The organism is Liquorilactobacillus oeni DSM 19972 (assembly GCF_001436275.1).
Classification (GTDB): Bacteria; Bacillota; Bacilli; order Lactobacillales; family Lactobacillaceae; genus Liquorilactobacillus; species Liquorilactobacillus oeni.
Window position 1 is genome coordinate 815,785 of record NZ_AZEH01000039.1, and the last position, 23,542, is coordinate 839,326.

Annotated in this window: 24 protein-coding genes and 1 other annotated feature; of the genes, 5 read left to right on the plus strand and 19 right to left on the minus strand. The window is 37.5% G+C overall.

The window, feature by feature from the left end:
- The first annotated feature begins 22 nt into the window (after nucleotides 1-22).
- Nucleotides 23-2,194: a class 1b ribonucleoside-diphosphate reductase subunit alpha gene (gene nrdE, locus FD46_RS08990; RefSeq protein WP_057896813.1), complete on the plus strand. Its 2,172-nt coding sequence runs from the start codon at nucleotides 23-25 to the stop codon at nucleotides 2,192-2,194.
- A 21-nt stretch (nucleotides 2,195-2,215) separates the two neighbouring features.
- The gene (gene nrdF / locus FD46_RS08995; protein WP_057896814.1) at nucleotides 2,216-3,184 is read left to right on the plus strand and encodes a class 1b ribonucleoside-diphosphate reductase subunit beta; all 969 of its coding nucleotides are present in this window, start codon (nucleotides 2,216-2,218) and stop codon (nucleotides 3,182-3,184) included.
- An 80-nt stretch (nucleotides 3,185-3,264) separates the two neighbouring features.
- Here the strand turns inward: nrdF and mprF are convergent, their stop codons facing one another.
- The 17 genes from mprF to FD46_RS09075 all read right to left on the minus strand — a co-directional run bounded on the left by mprF (nucleotide 3,265) and on the right by FD46_RS09075 (nucleotide 18,371).
- Nucleotides 3,265-5,850 carry a bifunctional lysylphosphatidylglycerol flippase/synthetase MprF gene (gene mprF / locus FD46_RS09000; RefSeq protein WP_057896815.1) on the minus strand — a complete coding sequence of 862 codons (2,586 nt, stop codon included), beginning with the start codon at nucleotides 5,848-5,850 and terminating at the stop codon, nucleotides 3,265-3,267.
- 255 nt (nucleotides 5,851-6,105) lie between these two features.
- Nucleotides 6,106-6,474, minus strand: coding sequence for a 50S ribosomal protein L7/L12 (rplL, locus tag FD46_RS09005; RefSeq protein ID WP_057896816.1), 369 nt, complete (start codon nucleotides 6,472-6,474; stop codon nucleotides 6,106-6,108).
- Between the two features lie 44 nt (nucleotides 6,475-6,518).
- On the minus strand, nucleotides 6,519-7,022 hold the full coding sequence (gene rplJ / locus FD46_RS09010; RefSeq protein WP_057896817.1) for a 50S ribosomal protein L10: 504 nt from the start codon (nucleotides 7,020-7,022) through the stop codon (nucleotides 6,519-6,521).
- 22 nt (nucleotides 7,023-7,044) lie between these two features.
- Nucleotides 7,045-7,177 (minus strand) — a sequence feature (ribosomal protein L10 leader region).
- 54 nt (nucleotides 7,178-7,231) lie between these two features.
- Nucleotides 7,232-7,921 carry a 50S ribosomal protein L1 gene (gene rplA / locus FD46_RS09015; RefSeq protein WP_057896818.1) on the minus strand — a complete coding sequence of 230 codons (690 nt, stop codon included), beginning with the start codon at nucleotides 7,919-7,921 and terminating at the stop codon, nucleotides 7,232-7,234.
- A 103-nt stretch (nucleotides 7,922-8,024) separates the two neighbouring features.
- Nucleotides 8,025-8,450, minus strand: a complete 426-nt coding sequence (gene rplK, locus FD46_RS09020; protein ID WP_057896819.1) for a 50S ribosomal protein L11 — start codon at nucleotides 8,448-8,450, stop codon at nucleotides 8,025-8,027.
- A gap of 120 nt (nucleotides 8,451-8,570) precedes the next feature.
- Complete coding sequence (locus FD46_RS09025; RefSeq protein ID WP_057896820.1) at nucleotides 8,571-9,305, minus strand: alpha/beta hydrolase; 735 nt, start codon at nucleotides 9,303-9,305, stop codon at nucleotides 8,571-8,573.
- A gap of 37 nt (nucleotides 9,306-9,342) precedes the next feature.
- Complete coding sequence (gene nusG, locus FD46_RS09030; protein ID WP_057896821.1) at nucleotides 9,343-9,894, minus strand: transcription termination/antitermination protein NusG; 552 nt, start codon at nucleotides 9,892-9,894, stop codon at nucleotides 9,343-9,345.
- Between the two features lie 150 nt (nucleotides 9,895-10,044).
- Nucleotides 10,045-10,212 (minus strand): preprotein translocase subunit SecE, encoded by a 168-nt coding sequence (gene secE / locus FD46_RS09035; RefSeq protein ID WP_057896822.1) that lies wholly within the window; start codon nucleotides 10,210-10,212, stop codon nucleotides 10,045-10,047.
- A gap of 13 nt (nucleotides 10,213-10,225) precedes the next feature.
- Nucleotides 10,226-10,375 carry a 50S ribosomal protein L33 gene (gene rpmG / locus FD46_RS10270; protein ID WP_083479410.1) on the minus strand — a complete coding sequence of 50 codons (150 nt, stop codon included), beginning with the start codon at nucleotides 10,373-10,375 and terminating at the stop codon, nucleotides 10,226-10,228.
- 55 nt (nucleotides 10,376-10,430) lie between these two features.
- Nucleotides 10,431-10,970, minus strand: a complete 540-nt coding sequence (locus FD46_RS09040) for an NYN domain-containing protein (RefSeq protein ID WP_057896823.1) — start codon at nucleotides 10,968-10,970, stop codon at nucleotides 10,431-10,433.
- Between the two features lies 1 nt (nucleotide 10,971).
- Nucleotides 10,972-11,721, minus strand: a complete 750-nt coding sequence (gene rlmB / locus FD46_RS09045) for a 23S rRNA (guanosine(2251)-2'-O)-methyltransferase RlmB (RefSeq protein WP_057896824.1) — start codon at nucleotides 11,719-11,721, stop codon at nucleotides 10,972-10,974.
- Complete coding sequence (locus FD46_RS09050; protein WP_057896884.1) at nucleotides 11,714-12,076, minus strand: Mini-ribonuclease 3; 363 nt, start codon at nucleotides 12,074-12,076, stop codon at nucleotides 11,714-11,716. Before FD46_RS09050 ends, rlmB begins: the two co-directional genes overlap by 8 nt.
- A gap of 40 nt (nucleotides 12,077-12,116) precedes the next feature.
- Nucleotides 12,117-13,535, minus strand: a complete 1,419-nt coding sequence (cysS, locus tag FD46_RS09055) for a cysteine--tRNA ligase (protein WP_057896825.1) — start codon at nucleotides 13,533-13,535, stop codon at nucleotides 12,117-12,119.
- A gap of 93 nt (nucleotides 13,536-13,628) precedes the next feature.
- Nucleotides 13,629-15,119, minus strand: coding sequence for a glutamate--tRNA ligase (gene gltX / locus FD46_RS09060; RefSeq protein ID WP_057896826.1), 1,491 nt, complete (start codon nucleotides 15,117-15,119; stop codon nucleotides 13,629-13,631).
- Between the two features lie 122 nt (nucleotides 15,120-15,241).
- Nucleotides 15,242-16,363 carry a PIN/TRAM domain-containing protein gene (locus tag FD46_RS09065; protein ID WP_057896827.1) on the minus strand — a complete coding sequence of 374 codons (1,122 nt, stop codon included), beginning with the start codon at nucleotides 16,361-16,363 and terminating at the stop codon, nucleotides 15,242-15,244.
- Between the two features lie 20 nt (nucleotides 16,364-16,383).
- The gene (gene radA, locus FD46_RS09070) at nucleotides 16,384-17,754 is read right to left on the minus strand and encodes a DNA repair protein RadA (protein WP_057896828.1); all 1,371 of its coding nucleotides are present in this window, start codon (nucleotides 17,752-17,754) and stop codon (nucleotides 16,384-16,386) included.
- An 80-nt stretch (nucleotides 17,755-17,834) separates the two neighbouring features.
- The gene (locus tag FD46_RS09075; protein ID WP_057896829.1) at nucleotides 17,835-18,371 is read right to left on the minus strand and encodes a dCTP deaminase/dUTPase family protein; all 537 of its coding nucleotides are present in this window, start codon (nucleotides 18,369-18,371) and stop codon (nucleotides 17,835-17,837) included.
- A 108-nt stretch (nucleotides 18,372-18,479) separates the two neighbouring features.
- On the opposite strand from FD46_RS09075, the gene FD46_RS09080 reads away from it, so the two are divergent.
- From FD46_RS09080 to FD46_RS09090, 3 genes are all read left to right on the plus strand, one after another.
- Complete coding sequence (locus tag FD46_RS09080) at nucleotides 18,480-18,770, plus strand: GNAT family N-acetyltransferase (protein WP_057896830.1); 291 nt, start codon at nucleotides 18,480-18,482, stop codon at nucleotides 18,768-18,770.
- A gap of 14 nt (nucleotides 18,771-18,784) precedes the next feature.
- Nucleotides 18,785-19,468: a ribose-5-phosphate isomerase RpiA gene (rpiA, locus tag FD46_RS09085; protein ID WP_057896831.1), complete on the plus strand. Its 684-nt coding sequence runs from the start codon at nucleotides 18,785-18,787 to the stop codon at nucleotides 19,466-19,468.
- A 74-nt stretch (nucleotides 19,469-19,542) separates the two neighbouring features.
- Nucleotides 19,543-20,877, plus strand: coding sequence for a C1 family peptidase (locus FD46_RS09090; protein ID WP_057896832.1), 1,335 nt, complete (start codon nucleotides 19,543-19,545; stop codon nucleotides 20,875-20,877).
- Between the two features lie 178 nt (nucleotides 20,878-21,055).
- On the opposite strand, the gene FD46_RS09095 is transcribed toward FD46_RS09090, so the two are convergent.
- Together FD46_RS09095 and FD46_RS09100 are read right to left on the minus strand one after the other, a co-directional pair.
- Nucleotides 21,056-21,748 (minus strand): 2,3-bisphosphoglycerate-dependent phosphoglycerate mutase, encoded by a 693-nt coding sequence (locus FD46_RS09095; protein ID WP_057896833.1) that lies wholly within the window; start codon nucleotides 21,746-21,748, stop codon nucleotides 21,056-21,058.
- 299 nt (nucleotides 21,749-22,047) lie between these two features.
- Entirely contained in the window at nucleotides 22,048-23,229 is a 1,182-nt protein-coding gene (locus tag FD46_RS09100; protein WP_057896834.1) for a C40 family peptidase, read from the minus strand.
- Nucleotides 23,230-23,542 lie beyond the last annotated feature (313 nt).

Genomic DNA, 23,542 nt, shown 5'->3' on the forward strand with positions numbered 1-23,542 from the left:
ATTCAGAAAGTGGTGACTAAGATTGACGCTTAAACAATTAGACAGTAATAAAGTAACTTATTATGATCTGAATAATGAAATTAATATTCCTGTTAAGGGGCAGATCCCGCTTAACAAAGACAAAGAAGCTTTAGCAGCCTTTTTAAAAGAAAATGTGGCACCAAATCTGAAAACATTTAACTCTTTAAGGGAACGCTTCTCTTACCTTATAAAAAACGATTACCTTGAAGAGTCGTTTATTGAAAAGTATGACTTTCATTTTATTGAGCACCTTTATGAATTTTTGGAAAATGTTCATTTTAAGTTTAAAACTTTCATGGCGGCATACAAATTTTACGCACAATACGCTATGAGAACCAACGATAACGCCTTTTATTTAGAAAGCTTTGTTGATCGAGTTGCAGCAAATGCACTCTTTTTTGCAGATGGTGATGAAAAGCTTGCGTTAGCTCTTGCAGACGAAATTATCCACCAGCGCTATCAGCCTGCAACTCCTTCGTTTCTTAACGCAGGACGCAAACGCCGAGGCGAACTTGTGTCTTGTTTTCTTATTCAGATTACAGATGATATGAATTCGATTGGACGCGGAATAAACTCTGCACTGCAACTTTCCCGTATCGGCGGAGGCGTGGGAATTTCCCTTAGCAACCTTCGCGCAGCGGGAGCGCCTATTAAGAACATACAAGGTGCGGCTTCAGGAGTCGTTCCTGTTATGAAACTTTTAGAAGATAGTTTTTCATATTCCAATCAGCTGGGCCAGCGTCAAGGTGCAGGTGTGGTCTATCTTAATGTCTTTCACCCAGACGTGGTTTCCTTTCTTTCTGCAAAAAAGGAAAATGCAGATGAAAAAATCCGGGTCAAGACATTATCACTAGGATTAGTAGTGCCTGATAAATTCTATGAGTTGGCACGTGAAAACAAAGATATGTACCTCTTTGATCCTTGGGGTGTAGAACGTGAATATAAAGTTCCTTTTTCTTATGTCGATATAACCAAGGAATATGATAATTTAGTAGCTAATCCGAATATACCTAAGAAAAAAATTAAGGCAAGGGAACTTGAAGCTGATATCAGTAAACTGCAGCAAGAATCGGGATATCCGTATATTCTGAACATTGATACCGCTAACAAAGAAAATCCAATTAACGGTAAAATTATAATGAGCAACCTGTGTACTGAAATACTACAAGTCCAGCAGCCATCAATTGTCAACAATACACAAAGTTTTGATAAGTTAGGAACAGATATCAGCTGCAATCTTGGTTCAACTAACATTGTAAATCTTATGGCTTCCGATAACTTTGGCAATTCCGTTGAAACAATGGTACGGGCACTTACATTTGTAACAGACCATTCAGATATAGATGTTGTCCCTTCAATTCAAAAGGGAAATCGGCTTGGGCATACTATTGGTTTAGGGGCTATGGGATTACACGCTTTTTTTGCAAAAAATAAAATTCATTATGGATCAAAAGAATCCCTTGATTTCACAAACATTTACTTTATGCTCTTGAATTACTGGACTTTGAAAGCTTCAAACACTATCGCAAAGGAACGCCATGAAACTTTTGCAGGTTTTGAAAAAAGCAAATATGCTGATGGTAGTTACTTCGAAAAATATCTCACAAAGAACTTTGCTCCTGAAACAGAGAAAGTGAAAAGAATATTTGCAGGTATTTTTATTCCAGATGAAGCTGCTTGGGCTGAATTAAAAGAAGCAATTCAACGTGACGGGCTTTATCATCAAAATAGACTGGCAGTTGCGCCTAATGGTTCAATTTCATATATCAACGACACAACAGCAAGCCTGCATCCTATAATTAATCGAATAGAAGAACGCCAAGAACGAAAAATCGGTAAAATTTATTATCCTGCTCCTTACCTTTCAAATGAAACCTTGCCATATTACACCTCTGCTTACGATACTGACATGCGCAAAGTAATTGATGTCTATGCAGCTGCCCAGCAGCATGTTGATCAGGGAATGAGCCTAACTCTTTTCATGCGTTCAACTATTCCAGCAGGGTTGTATGAATGGAAAGATGGGCACACGGATAAGATGACAACTCGTGACCTTTCTATCTTACGTAATTATGCACATGCAAGAGGAATCAAATCACTTTATTATGTACGTACATTCACCGATGATCAAAATGAGGTTGGCGCAAATGAATGTGAAAGCTGTGTCATTTAATAATTAAGGAGACCCAGACAAATGAAAGATTATTATCAAGCAATCAACTGGAATAAACTGGAAGATCAAATCGATAAAGCTACTTGGGAAAAATTAACAGAACAATTTTGGCTGGATACGAGGATCCCCCTTTCAAATGATCTTTCTGATTGGCGTAAATTTGCTCCAGCAGACAAAAAAGTAGTTGAACGTGTCTTTGGCGGTTTGACTTTACTGGACACTGTCCAATCTGAAGACGGGATGGATTCCCTCATGAAAGATATCCGTACTCAGCATGAACGAGCAGTGCTGAATAACATTCAATTTATGGAATCCGTCCATGCTAAAAGCTACTCTTCAATTTTTTCAACGTTGAACACTCCTAAAGAGATCGAAGAAATTTTTGAATGGACTCATACTAATAAGTATTTACAGTACAAAGCTCAAAAAATTGATAGCATCTACCATGAGGGCACTCCTCTTGAAAAAAAAGTTGCTTCTGTTTTCCTAGAAACGTTCCTGTTTTATTCTGGCTTCTACACTCCCTTATACTGGCTAGGACACAATAAACTGGCAAATGTTGCCGAAATCATCAAGTTGATTTTGCGTGATGAATCTGTCCATGGAACCTACATTGGTTACAAATTCCAGTTAGGTTTTCGTGAAGCGGATAAAAAAGAACAGGAAAAGTTGTCTTCTTGGATCTACGACTTGCTCTACGACCTCTACAATAACGAAGAAAAATATACACATTACCTTTATGATGAAGTCGGCTGGGCTGAAAAAGTATTAACCTTTCTGCGTTATAATGCGAATAAAGCCTTAATGAACCTCGGTCTAGATCCGCTTTTCCCCGATACCGCTGAAGATGTTGACCCAGTCGTAATGAATGGAATTTCGACAACAACTTCAAATCACGATTTCTTTTCACAGGTCGGTAATGGCTATCTTCTTGGCGATGTGGAAGCAATGTCAGACGAAGACTACAATATTGGACTTAACACTAAGTAATATTTTTTCTATAAATAAAAACTTCCTTTGGATATTCCCAAGCAACCCGAGAGTATCCAAAAGAAGTTTTTTTCGAATTTTTATTTAAAAAAATGTGCAATCATCAAACTGAACTTTCTATGTTCATCAACAGCATGTTGATTAACTACACTTGCTAACTGCAGCATTGTTACCAAAACAGAGTTACGCTTACGATAGGCAGTATATTTAGAATGCCATTCAGTTACGTATTTATTCTTGTATGAACGCAGCCCACGAAAGCCATAAAAGTGATAACCATATTCATATATTAGATGTGCTGCCCTTTCTTCAATAAAACTATATTCTGAGCGGCCAACGTTAGATAATGGTGCCATTCCCATATTAAAAAACTCGTAGCCATTTTTTTGACCATATTCGAAAAGGCTAATAAAAATTTTATCCATTATTCCAGATGGTGCACTTTTCTTATGCCTCATCAAATCAACTGATAGAATCTTTTTCCCCCCGGAAGGCATTAAGGATGCAAAAGCCACTGTATTTTGCTTAGAATCACGCACTATAGCCACAGGTGCCCGATTTAAATAGTCTTCGTCAAAAAAACCCAGAGAAAAGCCCTTCTCGTCTTGAGAACCCAACCAACTATCAGAAATTATTTTCAGTTCATTCATCTGCCTTTGTGAAAATGGCGGCTTTATTAACGAAAAACTATAACCTTCACGCTTAAATTTATTTATCAAAGCCCGTTGTGCCCTTTGCTTCTTACCCTTTAAGGTAAATTCAGAAAGTTTTACATAACCTTCCTCTCCCGTTTTTATAAAGTCAAAACCAAGTTCATGAAGCATCAGGGTCATTTCACTATTAATCTCGTAAAACACCAGCTGATAGCCTGCTTGGTCTGCTTCCTTCATAAACTGTGAAACGGCCTCTCGTAAAAAGGTTCGGTCTCCAACGGGTTCACCCATTACAATTAATTTATCGGCTTTTTTACGGTACATGAAAAATAATTTGTCCTTGCCAGCAGATTGAAAAAAATAAATACTCTTATCTCTTAAATATGCTAAATGACTAGTTTCATTACCCGCGAAGCACTCAATTATTGCTTGAATTCTTTTTTCAGGAAACTCTTCTTCTTCGAATGAAATTTCCCCGGAAAGATATCTATGGATCAGGAATAAGACTAGGGCTGCAATTACAAGGCCTAAAAATCCAGATAACCATACCTTTTCTGAAGGAAACAAAAGCGCATCAGGAACTGCATGATGAATAGTATATTGCGGTGAATTAATTGCTCCCACTATTGAGTAGAGAATGAAACTCCCAACAAACAAACTACCGTCAAAACAAGCTTTTCCAAAGGAATAGGCAAATTGTTTTCGATACAGTTCCTTTCGTGAAAGAAAGACAATCATCATAATGATAAAAAGAAAGCAGACCATTCCAAGGGAAAAATTACGCCAAAGTGTATTAATGATTCCTACCAAAAGTATCATGAGCGTCGGCCAATATGCCCTTTTAACTTTTGCTTCAATTCCACGAGCGATCCCGATCAATAAGAAAGCAAAAATTACACTAGATATTTGATTGAGAAAGAAAAAGGTATACGGATACAACTTTACAAAAATTGAATTGCTAAAAGCAAAATTAGGAACAGTAGACTCTAACAGCATGACGATTCCAGAAACGTATAAAAATAATGTCAGAATACCATGTGCTGCTTTATGCAGAATTGTTCCAGGAATTCCATCAAGAAAGTTATCAATTTTACGTCCAGTTTCGTGAATAAATAGTACAACTCCGACTGTAAAAGGTAATATGTAGTAAAAAATGCGGAAAAACAGCAGCCAGACAACCCCTGTTTCATCAAGAACGCCTAAATTTGCCAGACCGATAAGCATGAAAACGTCAAAAGATCCCAAGCCACCTGGAACCATAGAGATTACACCAATGATCGAAGCAATTACGTAAAGAACAAAGACCGCAAGATAATCCACATTAATGCCCATTGAAAAACCAATAAATAAGAAAAAGCCTGCTGCTGCACTCCACTCCAATGTCGATCCAGTTACTAAGGCAACTTCCTTTTTTAAAGAAAGATCTTTGAAAAAAGAAGAATCTTTAAAATGGGTAAGTATAAGAAGAAGCGGAAAATAAAGTGCTCCTCCAAAAAGCCAAATACTATACTGCTTAAACTGGACAGCCACACCAAAACCAAATAAAACAGCTAATGCTGCCAAACAGCAAACAGATAATCCAGACAGCAAAAATAAAGCAATTTTAGAAATTGCAAAAATAACCTGCTTCTTGGATGAAGAACGATTATAAAAGTTGGCACGTAAGGTAGCTCCTAAAAAGCCTCCAAAACCAGCAAGGTTTGTAAAAGTATTTGTAATCCATCCACTGCGAAGAATATAGCGACCAGAGTAATTTGCAGGAAGAAAAGAAACAAGCACAAAATCATACGTTAACATTGGAACTACAGCAATAAATCCTAATACCGTCATTAACAAAATTCCCGTTACAGACTGTCCAGTGATACTTTCCTTGACGCTTTCCCAAGACATACTCTTAAAAATTCTGCCCAATTCAAAAAAGATAAACGTCAGGACAGAAAGTACAAATAACAACTTGATCATAGTAATTTTTCTGTCAACAAACGCTGTAAAGTTTTTAAATTTTCTCTTCATAAAACCCCGCCTTAAAAACATTCCTATCTATAAATACCGCTCGACTTCAATACTAACACGGATGTACTAATTATAATAATTTCTTTTGCAGAACATTTTAAATTTTTGAGAATCCATTCTGATTCCTTTTCAAAATTCCAAAAGATCAAAATGACTAGTTTGGATAAAAAAAACCTAGCTTAAAATGACTGAACTTAATCAGCTCCTTAAACTAGGTCGCATTTCAACTATTTTATAACCTTTAAGTAATTCAAACTACTTAAGAGTAATGACTCCACCAACAGCTTCAAGTTTAGCCTTGATGTCTTCAGCCTCGTCCTTTGTTGCACCTTCCTTAATAACAGAAGGAACATTATCAACCAAGCCCTTAGCATCCTTCAAACCAAGACCAGTGATTTCACGAACAGCCTTGATTGCTTTAATCTTCTGATCACCTGATTCTGTTAATTCAACATCAAATGAGTCTTTTTCTGCAGCAGCTTCGCCAGCACCTGCACCTGCAGCAGCAACTGGAGCAGCTGCAGAAACACCAAATTCATCTTCGATAGCTTTAACCAAAGCATTTAATTCAAGAATGCTAGCATCTTTTAAATCAGCAATAATTTTGTCTGTATCTAATGCCATTGTAATATCCTCCGTGTATAAATATTTTTTTATTTTATAAAACCTTATGCAGCATCGTCATCTTTGCTGTCTGCAACGGCCTTAACCGCATATGCAACATTGCGGACTGGAGCTTGCAAGACAGAAAGTAACATTGAAAGCAAACCTTCGCGATTTGGCAGCTTCGAAAGAGCTGTGATTTCTTCCAAGGAAGCAACCTTGCCTTCAATCATACCGCCCTTAATCTTCAATGCATCGATGTCTTTAGCAAATTTTGCTAAGATACGCGCTGGAGCAACAACATCTTCTTTTGAAAATGCAACTGCAGTAGGACCTGCAAATGTATCGTCTAAACCTTCATAACCAGCTTTGTCAGCGGCACGCTTCAGATACGTATTTTTAATAACACGTAATTCCACGCCGGCATCACGTAATTCCTTACGCAAAGCAGTTACTTCTTCAACTGTAACACCACGATAGTCAACAACTACACATGCAACAGCTGAATTGAATTTTTCTAATACTTCATCAACAACTGCAGCTTTTTTTGCAACAATTTCTTTATTCATTTGATTCACCTCCCAGTCAGTGTCAGGGTTTAAAAAAACCCTATGTCCACCAAGACATAGAGAAAGTTTTAAAGTAAAATTATTCACTCAAATTCCTCGCCAGGTAATATTAAGGCATTTGCCGCCTGAGTCTTAGGTAGAATCATTTTCAAAATTGACCTTATTTAATTTATCACATTGATCAACTAACGTCAACCTTTGCTTTTTAACTAAAGTGCAGCGCTGTCAAGAACAACACTTGGACCAAATGTTGAAGCAACAGAAACATGTTCAATATATTGTCCCTTAACTGAAGCAGGACGTGCCTTAGCAATAATATCTTGAATTGTTTTAAAGTTTTCTGTAAGTGCTTCTGTAGAAAAAGAAACTTTTCCTAGTGGGACATGCACATTACCAGCTTTATCTGTACGATATGTGACTTTACCAGCCTTAGATTCAGAGACAGCCTTCGTAACATCCATTGTAACTGTTCCAGTCTTAGGGTTTGGCATTAAACCCTTAGGTCCTAAAACACGACCTAAGCGTCCAACTTGAGCCATCATATCTGGCGTTGCAATTGCAACATCAAAGTCTAGCCAGCCATCTGTAATCTTTTGTACTAAATCATCATCCCCAACAAAGTCAGCACCAGCTTCTTTAGCATCTTTTGCTTTCTGTCCCTTTGCAAAGACAATTACAGTTTGTTCTTTACCAGTTCCGTTTGGCAAAACAACAGCTCCACGCAACTGTTGATCAGCTTGTTTTGTATCAAGGTTCAAATGATAAGCAACTTCAACTGTTGCATCAAAACTTGCAAAATCAATTTTCTTAACTAAAGCTAATGCTGCTTCAGCATCATATGTTTTTCCGGCTTCAACTTGTTTAGAAGCCTCAATATATTTTTTACTTTTTTTAGCCATTTGTGTTTTCCTCCTTGCAATATGTGGTGAAACGGATATACCTCCCACTTGGTACATTCATTTTCATAAAGTACCCGACTGAGAAGCACGGAATAGGAAAAGCCTAGTCTTTTACGACAAAGCCCATGCTTCGTGCAGTACCTTCAATCATGCGCATTGCAGCCTCAACATCTGCAGCGTTTAGATCTTGCATTTTTGTTTCAGCGATTTCTTTAACTTGAGCTGTAGTAACTGTTGCAACCTTGTTAGTATTAGGTTCGCCGGAACCATGTTCAACACCAGCAGCCTTTTTCAATAAAACAGCAGCAGGTGGTGTCTTTGTAACAAAATCGAATGAACGATCTTCATAGACTGAAATCACTACTGGAATCAACATTCCAGCTTGATCAGCTGTACGTGCATTGAATTCCTTAGTAAAGCCCATAATATTAATTCCTGCTTGGCCCAACGCTGGTCCAACTGGAGGAGCCGGTGTTGCCTTTCCTGCAGGTATCTGTAATTTAACAACATTGATTACTTTTTTAGCCACGGTACATACCTCCTTAAAGTCCGTGTGTGGTACGGATGGTCAGCTTATTTGACCTCCCACTTATATGCAAAAGCATACTTTTTGAGAATAACACAAATTTTATATCAATGCAATAATTTATTAACTGGCCAAGAAATTTTTGATCGTCTCAAAAATTTCTTGGCTTTCGTGTAATCTGCGATGAGTAGCTTCCCTTCCACTAAAGACTACCTCTTTATACTGCTTCGGATCCTGTAACAAAAAGCGCAGCGCTTGCGCTGACTTAACAGAAACTTTTCCATCTGAAAAACCATTATCCGTATTTCCAATTATATTTAAAAAACGAATTTCTACCGGAATATTACGGCTTTTATGTTTCATTTTTAAAAAGAGCTTCGTCGGATGCAAAAGACCAGCCGATGAAAAAAGAATTGGTTCTATTTTTCCTGTATCTTTACCTGGCTCTTTATCATTAAAAGGAGCACCTAAATAGACAACCTTTTTAATTCGCGGAACCAAATTACTGTTTTTTAAAGCTGTAAACAAATGCATAACACTGACAGCTCCCATGGAATGTGCAATAATACTGATTTGAGATACCTTTTTGTCTTGTTTAAGCAATACAAGTAATTTTTTTAACCACTCACTTTGCTGTACCACAGTTGCATGGCTATTTAAAAAAATAACTTGAATGGCCGTTCCAACCCGTATCGGTTTTCCCCACAACCATATTTTTCCTCGCAAATTAATAAATGCTAAAATACGATTCGAACTTATGCCTTCTTTTTTAAAAAAATGGACCATTCTTGCAAAAGAAAATATATTTCCCGCATAACCGTGAATAAAAAGAATTGGTTCGCAAATTTCTTTTTTCATAATCTCACTCTTTTTTCAATCCCGAATAAAAATTGAATTAAATTAGCTTATCAACTTGATCATAATTTAGTTCAGTAGCAGTTTCGCGCCCAAACATATCAATATTCACTCGCAGCTTCATCTTTTCACGGTCAATTTCAGTAATTTTACCAACAAGACCCGAAAAGGCCCCTTCCACTATTTTAACTGATTCACCTACATCTACGTCAAATTCCTTATGGCGTGAACTCATCCCTAATCGACGTAAAATCAGCTCAACTTCTTCGCCTAACAGTGGTGCAGGCTTGCTTCCAGCCCCATGGGATCCCACAAATCCAGTTACACCCGGAGTATTACGGGCTACATACCAAGAGCGATCAGACATAACCATCTCGACTAAAACATAACCTGGAAAAGTTTTTTTGCTTTCTACTTTATCCTTGCCTGTTTTTGTTGTTTCATGCTCTTCTTCTTCAGGAACAACTACTCGAAAAATATAATCTTCCATTCCCATTGATTGAGCGCGTGATTCTAAATTAGCTTTTACCTTATTCTCATAACCTGAGTAAGTATGCAGAACATACCAGTTTTTTTCCAATGACTCGGCCATTATTTTGCCTCCTTAAATTAACAAATTAACCGAAAAAACCAAAAATAAAAAAACCTCGCTAAAACGAGGTTTTCCTCACTACAATTCAGTATATCATAAAAAATTAGCTCTACCACTAAAAATATTCATTTTAAACTCTTACTTATTATTTTATGCCAATAGCCCCAGTAATTGTTGAACAGCGAAATCAACAATTGCAAAGAAAACTGCAAATAAAACAGCCGTTGAAATAACTGTTGTTGTGTCACTGGCGGTTTCTTTTCTTGTCGGCCATCTTGTCTCTTTCATCGTTTTGATGACACTTCTGAAAAAATTCACCAAAAGTCCCCCTCTATCTTGTTTCCTGATGCAGCGTATGTTTATTACAGTACTTACAGAATTTTTTAACTTGTAGCCGTTTTACTCTATTAGGATTTGCAACTAAAGTATAATTACGAGACCCACAGATCGAACATGCTAACGCAACCTTTTTTTGTGACATTTTAATACTCCTCAGTCATTATCAGAAATAACTCTACCATGCACCAGTCAAACTGTCAATTATCATCATTTTCATTTTTTGCAAGATGGTCTCGCAACTGTGACAGTTTCTCCAACTGCTTTTTATTCCATGGTAATCTTCTTACCAATACTTCATCCTGATATTTTTTTGTTTGCCGCTGAATTTCTTTATCAGCTCGTTTAATATCTTGATAAAGTTCCCAAGCAGGAATCCGCAATGCACCTTGCGAGAAAATAGTCCACTGTTCAGCTTGATCACTTGTAGCGACAGTTACTTGGGTTAATCTGTTTTGCATTTTCTTTGCCATTGATTCAATATGTGTATCAGCTGTTTCGTCTTCAGCAGTCCAAATAACCTTCAACCCATATTGCTGATAATTTTTACTTAAGCCGGGAACATACATTGCATCAAAAACTACAATTATTTGATAATCACGTTGTTTACGATAATTAGACAAAATCTGCAGTAATTGATCACGAGCTTCTTCCAAGCGGCCGGAAAGTTTTAATTTATTAAGCTTAGGCCAATTTCCAATCATATTATATGCATCAACAATAAGGATGTTCTTCTTCATGTTAACTTCTCCTTGAAGTGAATCCTTGATAAATCACTAAAGCTGCAGCAACACTAGCATTTAGGCTTTGAACGTGTCCAATCATCGGAATCGTCAGTATTTCATCACACTCTTTTTTCAAGAGAGGTGTAATTCCTTTACCTTCATTTCCAATAACTAAAGCAACCGCGCCCTTTGCATTCCATTTACGAAAATCATTACCGTTCATATCCGTCCCAAAAACCCACATTCCTTTATCCTTTAAACTCTGTACTGTTTGTACCAAATTATTTACCCGAACTACTGGAACATGTTCAATTGCACCAGTCGAAGTTTTTGCTACTGTGGAAGTCAGCTGCACTGCACGTCTCTTGGGAATAATGATGCCGTGAACTCCTGCTGCATCAGCCGTGCGCATAATTGAACCTAAGTTATGCGGATCTTCTATCCCATCAAGGATTAAGAAAAAAGGATCTTCATTTTCCTTGGCAGCACAGGCAAAAATATCATCTAGCGAAGCATACTCAAAAGCCGCTATTGCAACTACAACGCCTTGATGATTTTGATTGTCCGTGAGCAGATCCAGCTTGCTTTTGGGAACGGTTGAAACAATAATCTTCTTTTTGCGGGCAAGCTGGCTAATTTCTCTTAATGCATCTGAAGCATTGTTCTCTTGAATAAAAACCTTATTAATTGCTTGCTGACTTTTCAAGGCCGCTATTGCAGGATGCCTGCCGATTATAAATTCAGCTTTTTTTTCGTTACTATCCAAAATTATTTTTCTCCTTTTCAATGGTGCCTATACACCAGTCAGCCAGCTCTTTTAACCTTTGCTTTTGCTCACTCAAAAAAAGATAGCCGAACACAGCTTCAAAACCTGTTGAAATCCGATAAGTCAAAACTGAAGTATTTTTAGCAGTTGTATGGCTTTTAGCATTACGTCCGCGCTTAAAATACTCCTGTTCAGTTTTTGTTAATATGCTTTCTTTTTCCATCTTAGCGATCAAAAACGCCTGCGCCTTGGCCGAAACAAAGTGAGTTGCTATTCGATGTAATTTATTAGGCTTTGTCATACCTTTTTTAATTAGGTGCTCTCGAATATACACCTCATAAGCTGCATCTCCCATATAAGCTAAAGCTATTCCGTTTATTAATTCAAAAGGTTCTTCAGTCAATTTTTTTCCACCTTGTCCCTTGAGGAGTATCCTCTAGGATAATTCCTCTTCTTTTTAACTCTGCACGAATAGCATCACTGTTTGCAAAATCGCGATTAGCACGTGCCTTATTTCTTTGTGAAATCAGATTTTCTATCTCTTCATCTTCTTGACCAAGGTTGTCTGTCAACCTAATCCCAAAGACCTCTAATAATTCTTTGAGGAGCGTACGTAGGGCAACCAGTGATTTAGCTGCCGGATTCTGTAAAGCGCTATAGACATTAATTTTTTTAGCTAGTTCATAAATTACTGTAATTCCATTTTGAACGTTGAAATCATCGTCCAAAGCCTCTACAAAGGCCTTTTTTTGTACTGCAAGATACTCCTTAATTTCGCTTTCAATTGGTACATCCTTTATTGCGGTTTGCAAACGGTAACCTGCATTTTGATAGGCATTCTTCAGCTTTTTCAAGTTTGTATCTGCCTCTTCAAGGTTTGCTTGACTATATTGTATCGGACGACGATACTGCGTAGTAGCCATAAAAAAGCGCAAAACCTGCGGAGAAACTTTTTTAATAATATCATGTACAGTTACAAAGTTGCCAAGTGACTTGCTCATTTTTTCATCATCTTTGCCAATTGTCACAAAACCATTATGAAGCCAGTAGTTTGCAAATTTTTTACCTGTCTTTGCCTCGCTTTGCGCGATTTCGTTTTCATGATGAGGAAACTCAAGATCTTGTCCGCCAGCATGAATATCAATCGTTTCTCCTAAATATTTTGTTGCCATAACAGAACATTCAATATGCCACCCAGGTCTCCCATTGCTCCACGGAGATTCCCAAGAAATTTCTCCTTTTTTGGCTGATTTCCACAATGCGAAGTCCAGCGGATCTTGTTTTTTATTTAGTTCATCATTATTTACCCGCTCACTAGCACCTTCTTCAAGCTCGTCAATTGACTGTCCAGATAATTCTCCATAATTTTTAAACTTGCGGGCCCGATAATAAACATCTCCGCAGGATTCATAAGCATATCCCTTTTTAACAAGATCACTGATAAAGGAAACAATATCATTCATAATGTTCATAACACGTGGATTCATAGTAGCCCGCTTAACGTTTAAAGCATCCGTGTCCTCATAAAAGGCTTTGATAAACCTGTCGGCGACTTCACGCGGACTAATTTTTAATTCATGCCCCTCACGGATAATCTTATCATCCACGTCAGTAAAATTAGAAACATAATTAACTTTGTAGCCACGAAACTCAAAGTAACGACGAATCGTATCAAATGCGATTACACTACGAGCATTTCCAATATGAATGTAGTTATAAACAGTCGGACCGCAGACATACATGTTCACTACTCCGGGAACAAGAGGAACAAAATTTTCTTTTTTATTTGTCAAAGTATTGTATAGCTGAATCATGTGTCATGCCTCCTTTTTAATTTTAATTATAAACGATCAAGGGCCCGGTACAAAACAAAGTTTTGTTCCGGACCCTTGATAAGAATTTTTTGACTACTTATCCATCTCAGCCAATGTCTTTTGCAAATGCTTTAAGGCCTTTTCACGCCCTAAGAGCTCAATAGATGCAGCTAATTCAGGACCATGAGTTTCCCTCGTTGTTGCAATTCTAATCGGCATATACAACTTGCGGCCACGGATACTAGTCTCTTTTTGAATAGTGTAAATGGCATTTTGAATTTCAGTTGCATCAAAAATCTGTAACTTTTGTACTTTTTTTGCAAATTCTTTCAAAACAATTTCAGCACTTTCATCCGAGAGTTCTTTTTGCGCAGCTTCATTTAAAGTAGGAGGATCTTCGAAGAAAATCTCGGATAACTCAACAATCTGTCTCATAAACGACATCTGCTGTTTGAATAGACTGACCAGCTTACGAGCCCATTCAATTGTTTTGGAATCCGGATCCGCAGGAATTCGGCCGGCTTTAAGCAATTGTTTCAAAGAAGCATCAACTATTTTATCTTCTTTTGCATTCTTAACATACTGGTTATTAACCCATTCTAACTTTTTAGCATCAAAAGATGCAGGTGAACGACTTAAGCGGTTTGGATCAAACATTCCAATCAATTCTTTACGATTGAAGATCTCCTTTTCACCCACTGGTGACCATCCCAGCAAAGTAATGAAGTTAAACATCGCATCAGGCAGATATCCAAGTTCACGATACTGTTCAATGAATTGCAGTACACTTTCATCACGTTTACTTAACTTTTTTCCGGTTTCTGTATTGATAATAAGAGTCATATGACCAAATACCGGTGGCTCCCAGCCAAAAGCCTCATAAACAACAAGTTGCTTAGGAGTATTTGCAATATGATCATCTCCACGCAAAACATGAGTGATCTTCATCAAATGGTCATCGACAACTACAGCAAAGTTATATGTCGGCATGCCATCACGCTTTTGAATGACAAAGTCCCCACCAATTGTATTCGAATGGAAACTAATATGTCCCTTTACGACATCATCAAATTCATAAACCTTATTTTGAGGAACACGAATCCGAACGACTGGCTCCAATCCAGCTGCGCGGCATTCTGCTTTCTTTGCAGTAATTTCTTCATCTGTCATTCCTTCATATTCATAAACATATCTAGGAGCTTCACCACGTGCTTTTTGCTTATCTCGTTGTTTAGTAAGCTCTTCTTCAGTCATAAAAGATTCATACGCCAAATTTTTATCTAATAGTTCTTGAATCAGCGGTTTATAAATCGATAATCGTTCCGACTGGCGATACGGTCCATATTCTCCTGGTTTGTCAGGCCCCTCATCCCAGTCCATTCCTAACCAAGTTAAATTATCTAGTTGGCTTTTTTCACCGTCAGCGATATTTCGTTTTGAATCAGTATCCTCGATTCTGATAACAAAAGTTCCATTATTGTGCCGCGCAAATAGATAATTGAATAATGCCGTACGCGCATTTCCAATATGCAAATGGCCTGTAGGGCTAGGAGCATAACGTACACGAATTTTTTTGTCTGCCAATTCCAGCGCCTCTTCTTTCTTTTCTTGATTTGACCATCTTCTAAAAATTTCAAATGATAGTCGTCACTCAAATAATTTTACAATGAATAAAAGGAAAAATAAACCAACAGTCTTATTTTTGTTTAATTTTTTTCTTTTAGCCCACGAGTTGCATGAACTGGTTTAGCAAAAATCATCCGACCAGCATCGGTTTGTAAAGCACTAGTAACAACTACTTCGAGTGGTTGATTAATATAGTAACGGCCATCTTCAACTACAATCATGGTCCCATCATCAAGGTAGGCCACCCCTTGTTGGCGCTCCGTCCCCTTTTTAATAACTGTTACCGTCATTTTCTCACCAGGAACCACTCTAGGCTTTAATGCTTTAGCAAGTGCATTAACGTTCAAAACTTCAACGTTTTGAAACTCACTGACTTTGTTTAAATTGTAATCATTTGTTACGATCACAGCATCAAGCAGCTTCGCCAACTTTATCAGCTTACTGTCCACTTCTTGAATATCTTCAAAATCGCCTTCGTACATCTCAACGGGTATTTTCAGTTCACTACGCAATTTATTTAAAATATCAAGTCCTCTTCTGCCGCGTACTCTCTTAATGCTGTCTGCTGAGTCAGCAATATACTGCAGTTCATACAGCACAAAATTTGGTACCAAAAGTGTGCCCTCAATAAATCCTGTATTAACTAAATCATAAATACGGCCATCAATCAGTATATTAGTATCTAGTAGTTTGATCCTATGAAAATTTTCCCCAGCTTTGCGCTCTAAAATATTCTGTGGAGCACCATCAACTGCTTTTTCAGATTTGCGCCGTTGAGTAACTAATCTTTTAATGAAATCAAGATGATTTCTGCCTACAATGTAACCAAGATAGCTCATAATAACCATCAAAATTATAGGTATTACAGTATTTAAAAGGAATAATTGCGAATGCGAAAAAAGAGTAGAAAGCAATACCGCAATAACAAGGCCTACCAAAATTGAGATACTAGTCGAAATAATCACGTACGGGCTCTGATGTGCTAGATTAACTTCAATTCTCTTAATCAGTCTTTCTAAAGGATCTGTTACAAAAAGCGACACAATATACATAATTGCAAGGCCAAGTAAAATATTAACAATAAAATTATTCAGCCAAAAATTATCTTGCACATCTAATAGCAACCATAAATATGGCAAAAAAGTGTATCCTGCACCTATTCCAAGGACTGCAAGAACAACTTTGATCATTTTTTTTCTCATTTTCCTTTTTCCTTTCTGAATTAGTTAAAAACTGCTTTTAAAGCCTGTCCTAACGTTGAAACACCAACAATCTCTATCTGGGAAGGGGCAGTCCAACCAGTTGCATTATTCTTAGGAAGGATTACACGCTTAAAGCCCAACTTAGCAGCCTCAGCTACTCTTTGCTCAATTCGATTAACTCTTCTGATTTCACCTGTAAGCCCCAGTTCGCCGATAAAACAATCTGTGGGACGTGTTTCAGTATCACGATAACTGGAAGCAATACTAACCGCAATTGCAAGGTCAATAGCAGGCTCATCTAACTTTACTCCACCAGCTGCCTTTAAATATGCATCTTGGTTCTGCAATAAAAGGCCTGCGCGTTTTTCCAAAACAGCCATTATCAGTGAAATTCGATTATGATCTAGTCCCGTTGAGGTTCTTTTGGCATTTCCAAAAGCCGTTGGAGTAACCAAAGCTTGCACTTCAACTAAAATAGGACGTGTACCTTCAAGCGATACAACAATGGCCGAACCAGTAGCTCCCTTAAGCCGTTCTTCTAAAAAAATTTCAGAAGGATTGGGAACTTCTGCTAATCCATTTTCTTTCATTTCAAAAATGCCAATTTCATTTGTGGATCCAAAACGATTTTTAACAGCACGCAAAATACGGTATGCATGGTGTAAATCTCCTTCAAAATATAAAACTGTATCCACCATATGTTCTAAAATTTTGGGGCCGGCAATCGCACCGCCCTTAGTTACATGGCCAACAACAAAAATTGTAACTCCGTTTGTTTTAGCAATTTGAAGCAGTTCTGCAGTAACTTCTCTTATCTGAGAAATGCTGCCGATTGCCGAAGACATCTCAGGCTCTTGCATTGTTTGAACAGAGTCGATTACAACAAAATCCGGGTGCATCTGTTCAATATAACGATGGATACTCGGCATATCTGTTTCTGGATAAAGATAGAACCGGTCGCCGTTTACTCCCAGTCTTTGTGCACGTAATTTTATCTGTACAGCACTTTCTTCTCCCGAAACATACAACACCTTATTCTGCTTTGCTGCTAGTTGACCTGAAAGCTGCAACAAAAGAGTTGATTTTCCGATTCCAGGATCACCGCCTATTAAAATAAGCGAACCGGGAACAATTCCGCCTCCTAGGACGCGGTCCAGCTCTTGAGAATCTGTCTTTACCCGCGGATTTTCTTGAATACTGACGTCTTGCAGTTTCTGCGGTTTAACACTATTGCCGCTGAAATTAACACGCGCTGTCTTCTTTTCCTGTGTGCGTTCTTTAAGTTCTTCCGTCAATGTATTCCAAGAACCGCAGTTTGGACAGCGCCCCAAGTAACGCGGCGATGTGTATCCACAATTTTGACACACATATTGCGTTTTCACTTTTACCACAAGTCGTCCTTCTTTCTTTAATTAGCTGTCTCAAAAAACGAATACATAGAAATTAAAATTAAATTTTGTATAACTTTAGCTTAACGTCCTGAAGACCCAAAACCACCTGTTCGTTTCTTGATAACTTTTTCTTCCCCATCAGCCAATAAAAAAGGCACAAAGATCCCTTGCCCAACCCGCTCTCCTTTTTTTAAGCACAAATCATGGATTCCAAAATTAATAAGCTGAAAGAAAATTTCACCTTCATTGTTTGGATTATTATAATAATCAGCATCAACAATTCCGACCCCATTAGGCAAAACCAGACTACGTTTTAATGGATTGCTGGAGCGATTAGCAAGCAGCAAAAATTCGTTTGGCTGCATATAGGCTTTGATACCAGTCGGCACTAAAAAAGGTTTCAGGACTTTTTGTGCAGCAACCTGCTCATTTTTTTCAATCTTTTTTTGAGTAGCTAGTTTCCACAAAATTTTTATAAACTTAAGTTTCCAAATACTTGGGATCACAAAATCTTCTGCGACGTAAAAATCATAACCAGCCGCATTTTGAGTGGCTCTTACTGGAAGACGCAGTCCCTTTTTTACATATTTGCTGACAATTTCAAATCCTCTTTTCAAAAAAATCACACTCTCTTTTCGCTTAATATTTTTATTCTATCATCATTTACAGCCTAGATACAGGAAGTTATTTACTATGATATAATTAAATAAAAATGAGGTGATAGTATGCTTGCTGTTTGGAATGGAAACGCTTTTGACTATTATCGTTCTCAAACTGATAAAACACCAGTGGCACATATTGGTTTTAAACTGATAAATGATAATCAAACTTATGTCGTCGAACACACTTGGGTTTCAGAAAAAGAGCGCGGAAAGGGCTTAGCTGGTAAAATCACAAAAGAATTTTTGCAACGAGTAACAGAACAAAAAAAGAAAGTCCTTCCTTTATGCCCGTATACACAATCCTTTTTTCAAAGAAACTCTGAATACCGCTATTTACTGGCAGATAAAAGTTGACTAGGGAGGATAATATGAAACAAGATGAATTAAAAAAATTAGTTGGTTACAAAGCTGTCGATTGGATTCACGATGGAATGATTGTAGGACTTGGAACTGGTTCTACTGTTAAATATATGATTAATGCACTTGCTCGTAAAATCAAAAATGAGCATTTAAATATTACTGGTGTTGTGACTTCTAATCAAACGGCGAATCAAGCGCGACTTTTAGGTATTAAACTGAAATCTGTAGATGCAGTTGATCACATTGACCTGACAATCGACGGCGCAGATGAAATCAGTTCCGATTATCAAGGAATCAAAGGCGGCGGGGCTGCTTTGCTTTTTGAAAAAATAGTTGCCACAAATTCGAAAAAAAATATCTGGATCGTTGACCAAAGCAAACTTGTTGATCAGTTGGGAGCATTCCCACTTCCCGTTGAGGTTATCCCCTACGGAAGCCGGCAGTTATTTTCCAGTTTTAAAGCTAAAGGATTCCATCCGGAATTTCGGATTACAACAATGGGCGAAAAACGGAAAACTGATTCAGGAAACTTCATCATTGACCTTCATTTAGGTAAAATCAGCAAGCCTGAAAAAATGGCTACCTACTTAAAGAGTCAAGTAGGAGTAGTTGAACACGGTCTGTTTTTAAACACTGTCAACACTGTTGTCGCCGGTTATGATGATGGTCCGCGAGTATTTGAAGCGCGCTGACTCTACTCGGTATTTACGGACTACTTTTTTTAGCATATAATACTTTATATCTTTTTCTTAGGAGAGTGAGCTAATTGACTAAAGCAATTATGAACCAACAATTATCTAAATTCAAAGAATCATTGCAAAAACGTCCTGAGCACCAGATTTTAGAAAGGACAGTCACAAAAAATGGTGTTTTAGCTTCTGCTGTTGATTATCACGCTGAGTCAAAAATGACACCAGTTTTCTCAATTGATCTTGATACAGGAGATGTCGCTAATCAGAAACAATCCGGCCGTTGTTGGATGTTTGCAGCCTTAAATACAATGCGTCACGAAATAAAGAACAAGTTTAATGTGCCTAAAGATTTTGAGTTATCTCAAAACTATACTTATTTTTGGGATAAACTTGAAAAGGCAAATTATTTTTACGAAAATGTCCTTGCAACCGCTGATTTGCCTACCTCTGATCGTAAAGTTGCATGGCTTATGGAAACACCGCAGCAAGACGGCGGTCAGTGGGATATGATTGTTTCTATCATCCAAAAATATGGTGTAGTTCCTAAGTCTGCAATGCCGGAAACATATAATTCCTCAAAATCAAGTGAATTCAACAGCACCTTTAATCTAAAATTACGCAAAGACGCCGTTGCGTTGCGGAAGTTAGCTGCTCAAAAAACAACTGAGGAGAAGCTCGAAGCCTTCAAAGAAGAATTATTAGATGAAAATTATCGAATGTTGGCGTATAGCTTTGGCGAACCACCTGTACATTTTGATTTTGAATATCGCGATGCAGAAAAAAAATATCATCTTGATCGTAATTTGACTGCGCTTGATTTCTTCAAGAAATATGTTGGCTGGAACTTAGACGATTATGTTTCTATTATAAATGGACCAACTGCTGACAAACCGTATAAACACATGTATACGGTAGAAATGCTGGGCAACGTAGTTGACGGTCGTCAGGTCCGTCATTTAAATGTGAACATGGAAACTTTTCGTAATGTTGCTATTAAACAGCTTCAACAAGGCGAAAGTGTTTGGTTCGGGTGTGATGTTGGAAAAGAATCTGATAGACAAAAAGGTATTATGGAAACAGGGCTATACCGCAAAGGTGAACTCTTCGATGTTGATCTTCAGATGTCTAAAGCAGAACGCCTTGACTATAGTCAAAGTCTTATGACCCATGCAATGGTTCTTACAGGTGTTGATTTGGTCGACGGCAAGCCAACCAAATGGAAAGTTGAGAACTCCTGGGGTAAAAAAGTTGGTAATGAAGGATTTTTTGTTATGAGCAATAATTGGATGAACGAGTATTGCTATCAGGTTGTTGTAAACAAGAAATACCTGCCTGCTGAATTACAAGAGGTACTTAAAGAAGATCCAAAAGTCCTTGCTCCTTGGGATCCAATGGGTTCACTTGCATAAATAAGTACCGACCTTTATTTAAATTTAAACTAGTTAACCAGTTAATCAATTCGAACAAAATAAAAAGCATTCCAAGTCGGCCTCAATGTGCGACTTTGAAATGCTTTTTATTATTTATAGAAACAAAAATAACCTGTCTTATCTAGAGAAAACCCATTTAATAAATAACAGCCACCAGTTAATATATCGTGTGCTCGCTTTTGAGAATTTTTTCCTTCACTATTCGTAATTTATTATCAAGTTCGTAAATAATCGGCGTACCATTTGCAACTTCCACTCCGTCGATTTCTTCATCATCAATTTCTTCTATATACTTTATCAAAGCACGCAACGTACTTCCATGTGCAACAATCAATTGGTTATTTCCATGTAAAAGTTGCGGTGCAATCTTATCCACCCAATAAGGAATAATTCTATCAGAAGCCATTTTTAAACTTTCTGCTCGCGGTAAAATTGACTGCGGATAGGCATGATAACGCCGATCATTGTCAGTTTCATCCATCAGTGGCGGTACAGTAGTAAAACTGCGCCGCCATAAAGCTACTTGTCTATCCCCGTAGACCTTACGGGTCCAATTCTTATTTAACCCCCGTAATGCTCCATAGTGTCTTTCATTCAAGCGCCAGCTTTTCAATACAGGTATGTTGCTTTGACCAATTTGGTCTAAAACAATATCAGCGGTCTTAATAGCTCTTGACAAAACAGATGTATGTAGCTGCTTAAAAGTTATCTTTGTTTTTCGTAAAAGTTCTCCTGCTTCTTTTGCCTGAAACTCGCCTTTCTTCGTTAATGGTGCATCTGTCCATCCAGTATATTCATTTTCTTTATTCGCAATACTTTGGCCGTGACGTAGCAAAACCAACTTTACCATATGACCGCTCCTTTAAATTACAATCCACCATTATAATAACAAAACTGAACCAATTATTGAATAAAACCTTGGGAAATACTCTTGAAAAATAAAAAGGAGTGTGCCAACGGCTCTGAGCATTAACTAAAAATTAAGAACATAGTTAAAATTTGACTATGAGTAATTAGTGGTTAAGCAGAAAAGACTGATTATTAAAATATGTTAATACGGAAACTGCAAGAGAGCACGAAAAACTGAGCCAAAACATAAGTTTTGACCCAGTCCCTTCTTAATAATATATTATTCTATATCAGTAAAAATTACTTGATGTGTCCGGCAAAGCTTGGTGCGAAGGTGCCTATGCTCCCAACAGAAACATTTTTGCCTTCTGTCGGAGCATGCACAAATTGTCCGCCGCCGATATAAATTGCAACGTGATATGAGCCGCCCTTTGAGCCCCAAAATAATAGATCACCGGGTTGCGCTTGCGAAACACTTTCATATGTAACATAACCCTCTTGTGCCACTGTATTATGCGGTAAGCTAACACCAAACTGACTATAAACATAAGCTGTCAATCCAGAACAATCCATCCCAGAAAGAGATTCTCCTCCCCAAACATATGGAATTCCCATTCTAGTTAAAGAAAGGGCAGCACCTACAACTGAACTGGTATCCATATTTGTTTTAGGAGTGGAAACTGTATTAGTGCTTTTAACTGCAACGGTTTGAACAGCAGCATTAGTATTGTTAGCTACAGTGTTAGTATTATTGTTACTTTTGCTGGTAGCATTGCCGCTGTCGTTATTAACCATGTTTTTAGTATCTGCTGCTGCAGCTTTATTAGCTGTTGCCAATGCCTGGGCTGCTGTTGCTTCATCTTTTGCTTTTTTTGCTGTTTCAGCAGCCTGCTTTGTTGCAACAAGTACTTCTTCAGCCTTTTTCTTGTCAGCATCTTCTTTTGCTTTTTTAACTTTAAGTTCAACTTTCTGGACTGCTAAGTCTGCCATATCATTGCGTAGTTGTTCGTTCAGCTTCTTTTGTTGTTCTGTGGCAAGATCAATCTTTTGTTTATCTGCGGCAACCTTTAATTTATCCTTCTTCTGATCGCTTAATGTTTGATTATTAGCATTTACCATCGTTGCAACTGTTGCAATCCGTCCTAGAGCATCACTCACATTTTTTGAATTTGTCACGAACTCTATCAGACTTCCTGTATCATTAACTTGTGCAGAACGTGCCTGATCTGATAAATTTGCTTTACGTGCATTAATATTCTTTGTCAATGCCTTAATTTCTGCTTCATCATTAAACTGCTGGTCCTGTAATTTAGAAAGCTTTTTTTGCCCCTCATTTACAAGACTTTGCTTTTGAGCAATGTTTGCATTAACCTCATCAAGCTTATGCTCTGTATCTGAAGCAAATACATAAGATCCGCCCCCTAATATGGCAGTAAATACGGCCGCCGCAACCATCATCTTAGAAATAACTTGCCTTTTCACTAACGAACACCTCTGATATCAAATTTGATATTTAACTTTTAATTTTAAAATCTAACCACGCTTATAATATTACCATTCTAACTCTATGTTTATCATTACAGTCTATTTACAAAAAGTCCCCATTCTGGTTGATTTAACGCTCTTTATTACAATCTTATGTCAAAGGTTACAATTTACATTTCTTGTACCTCAAAAGAATATTTTATGAACCGTTAAAGAACATGAAGAGTATTAAAATTACTTCAGATTTGTATTAGACACACTTTATAAGCCCAAAATCTAGTTTTGTGGAGTAGAAACTGCATAAAAAATG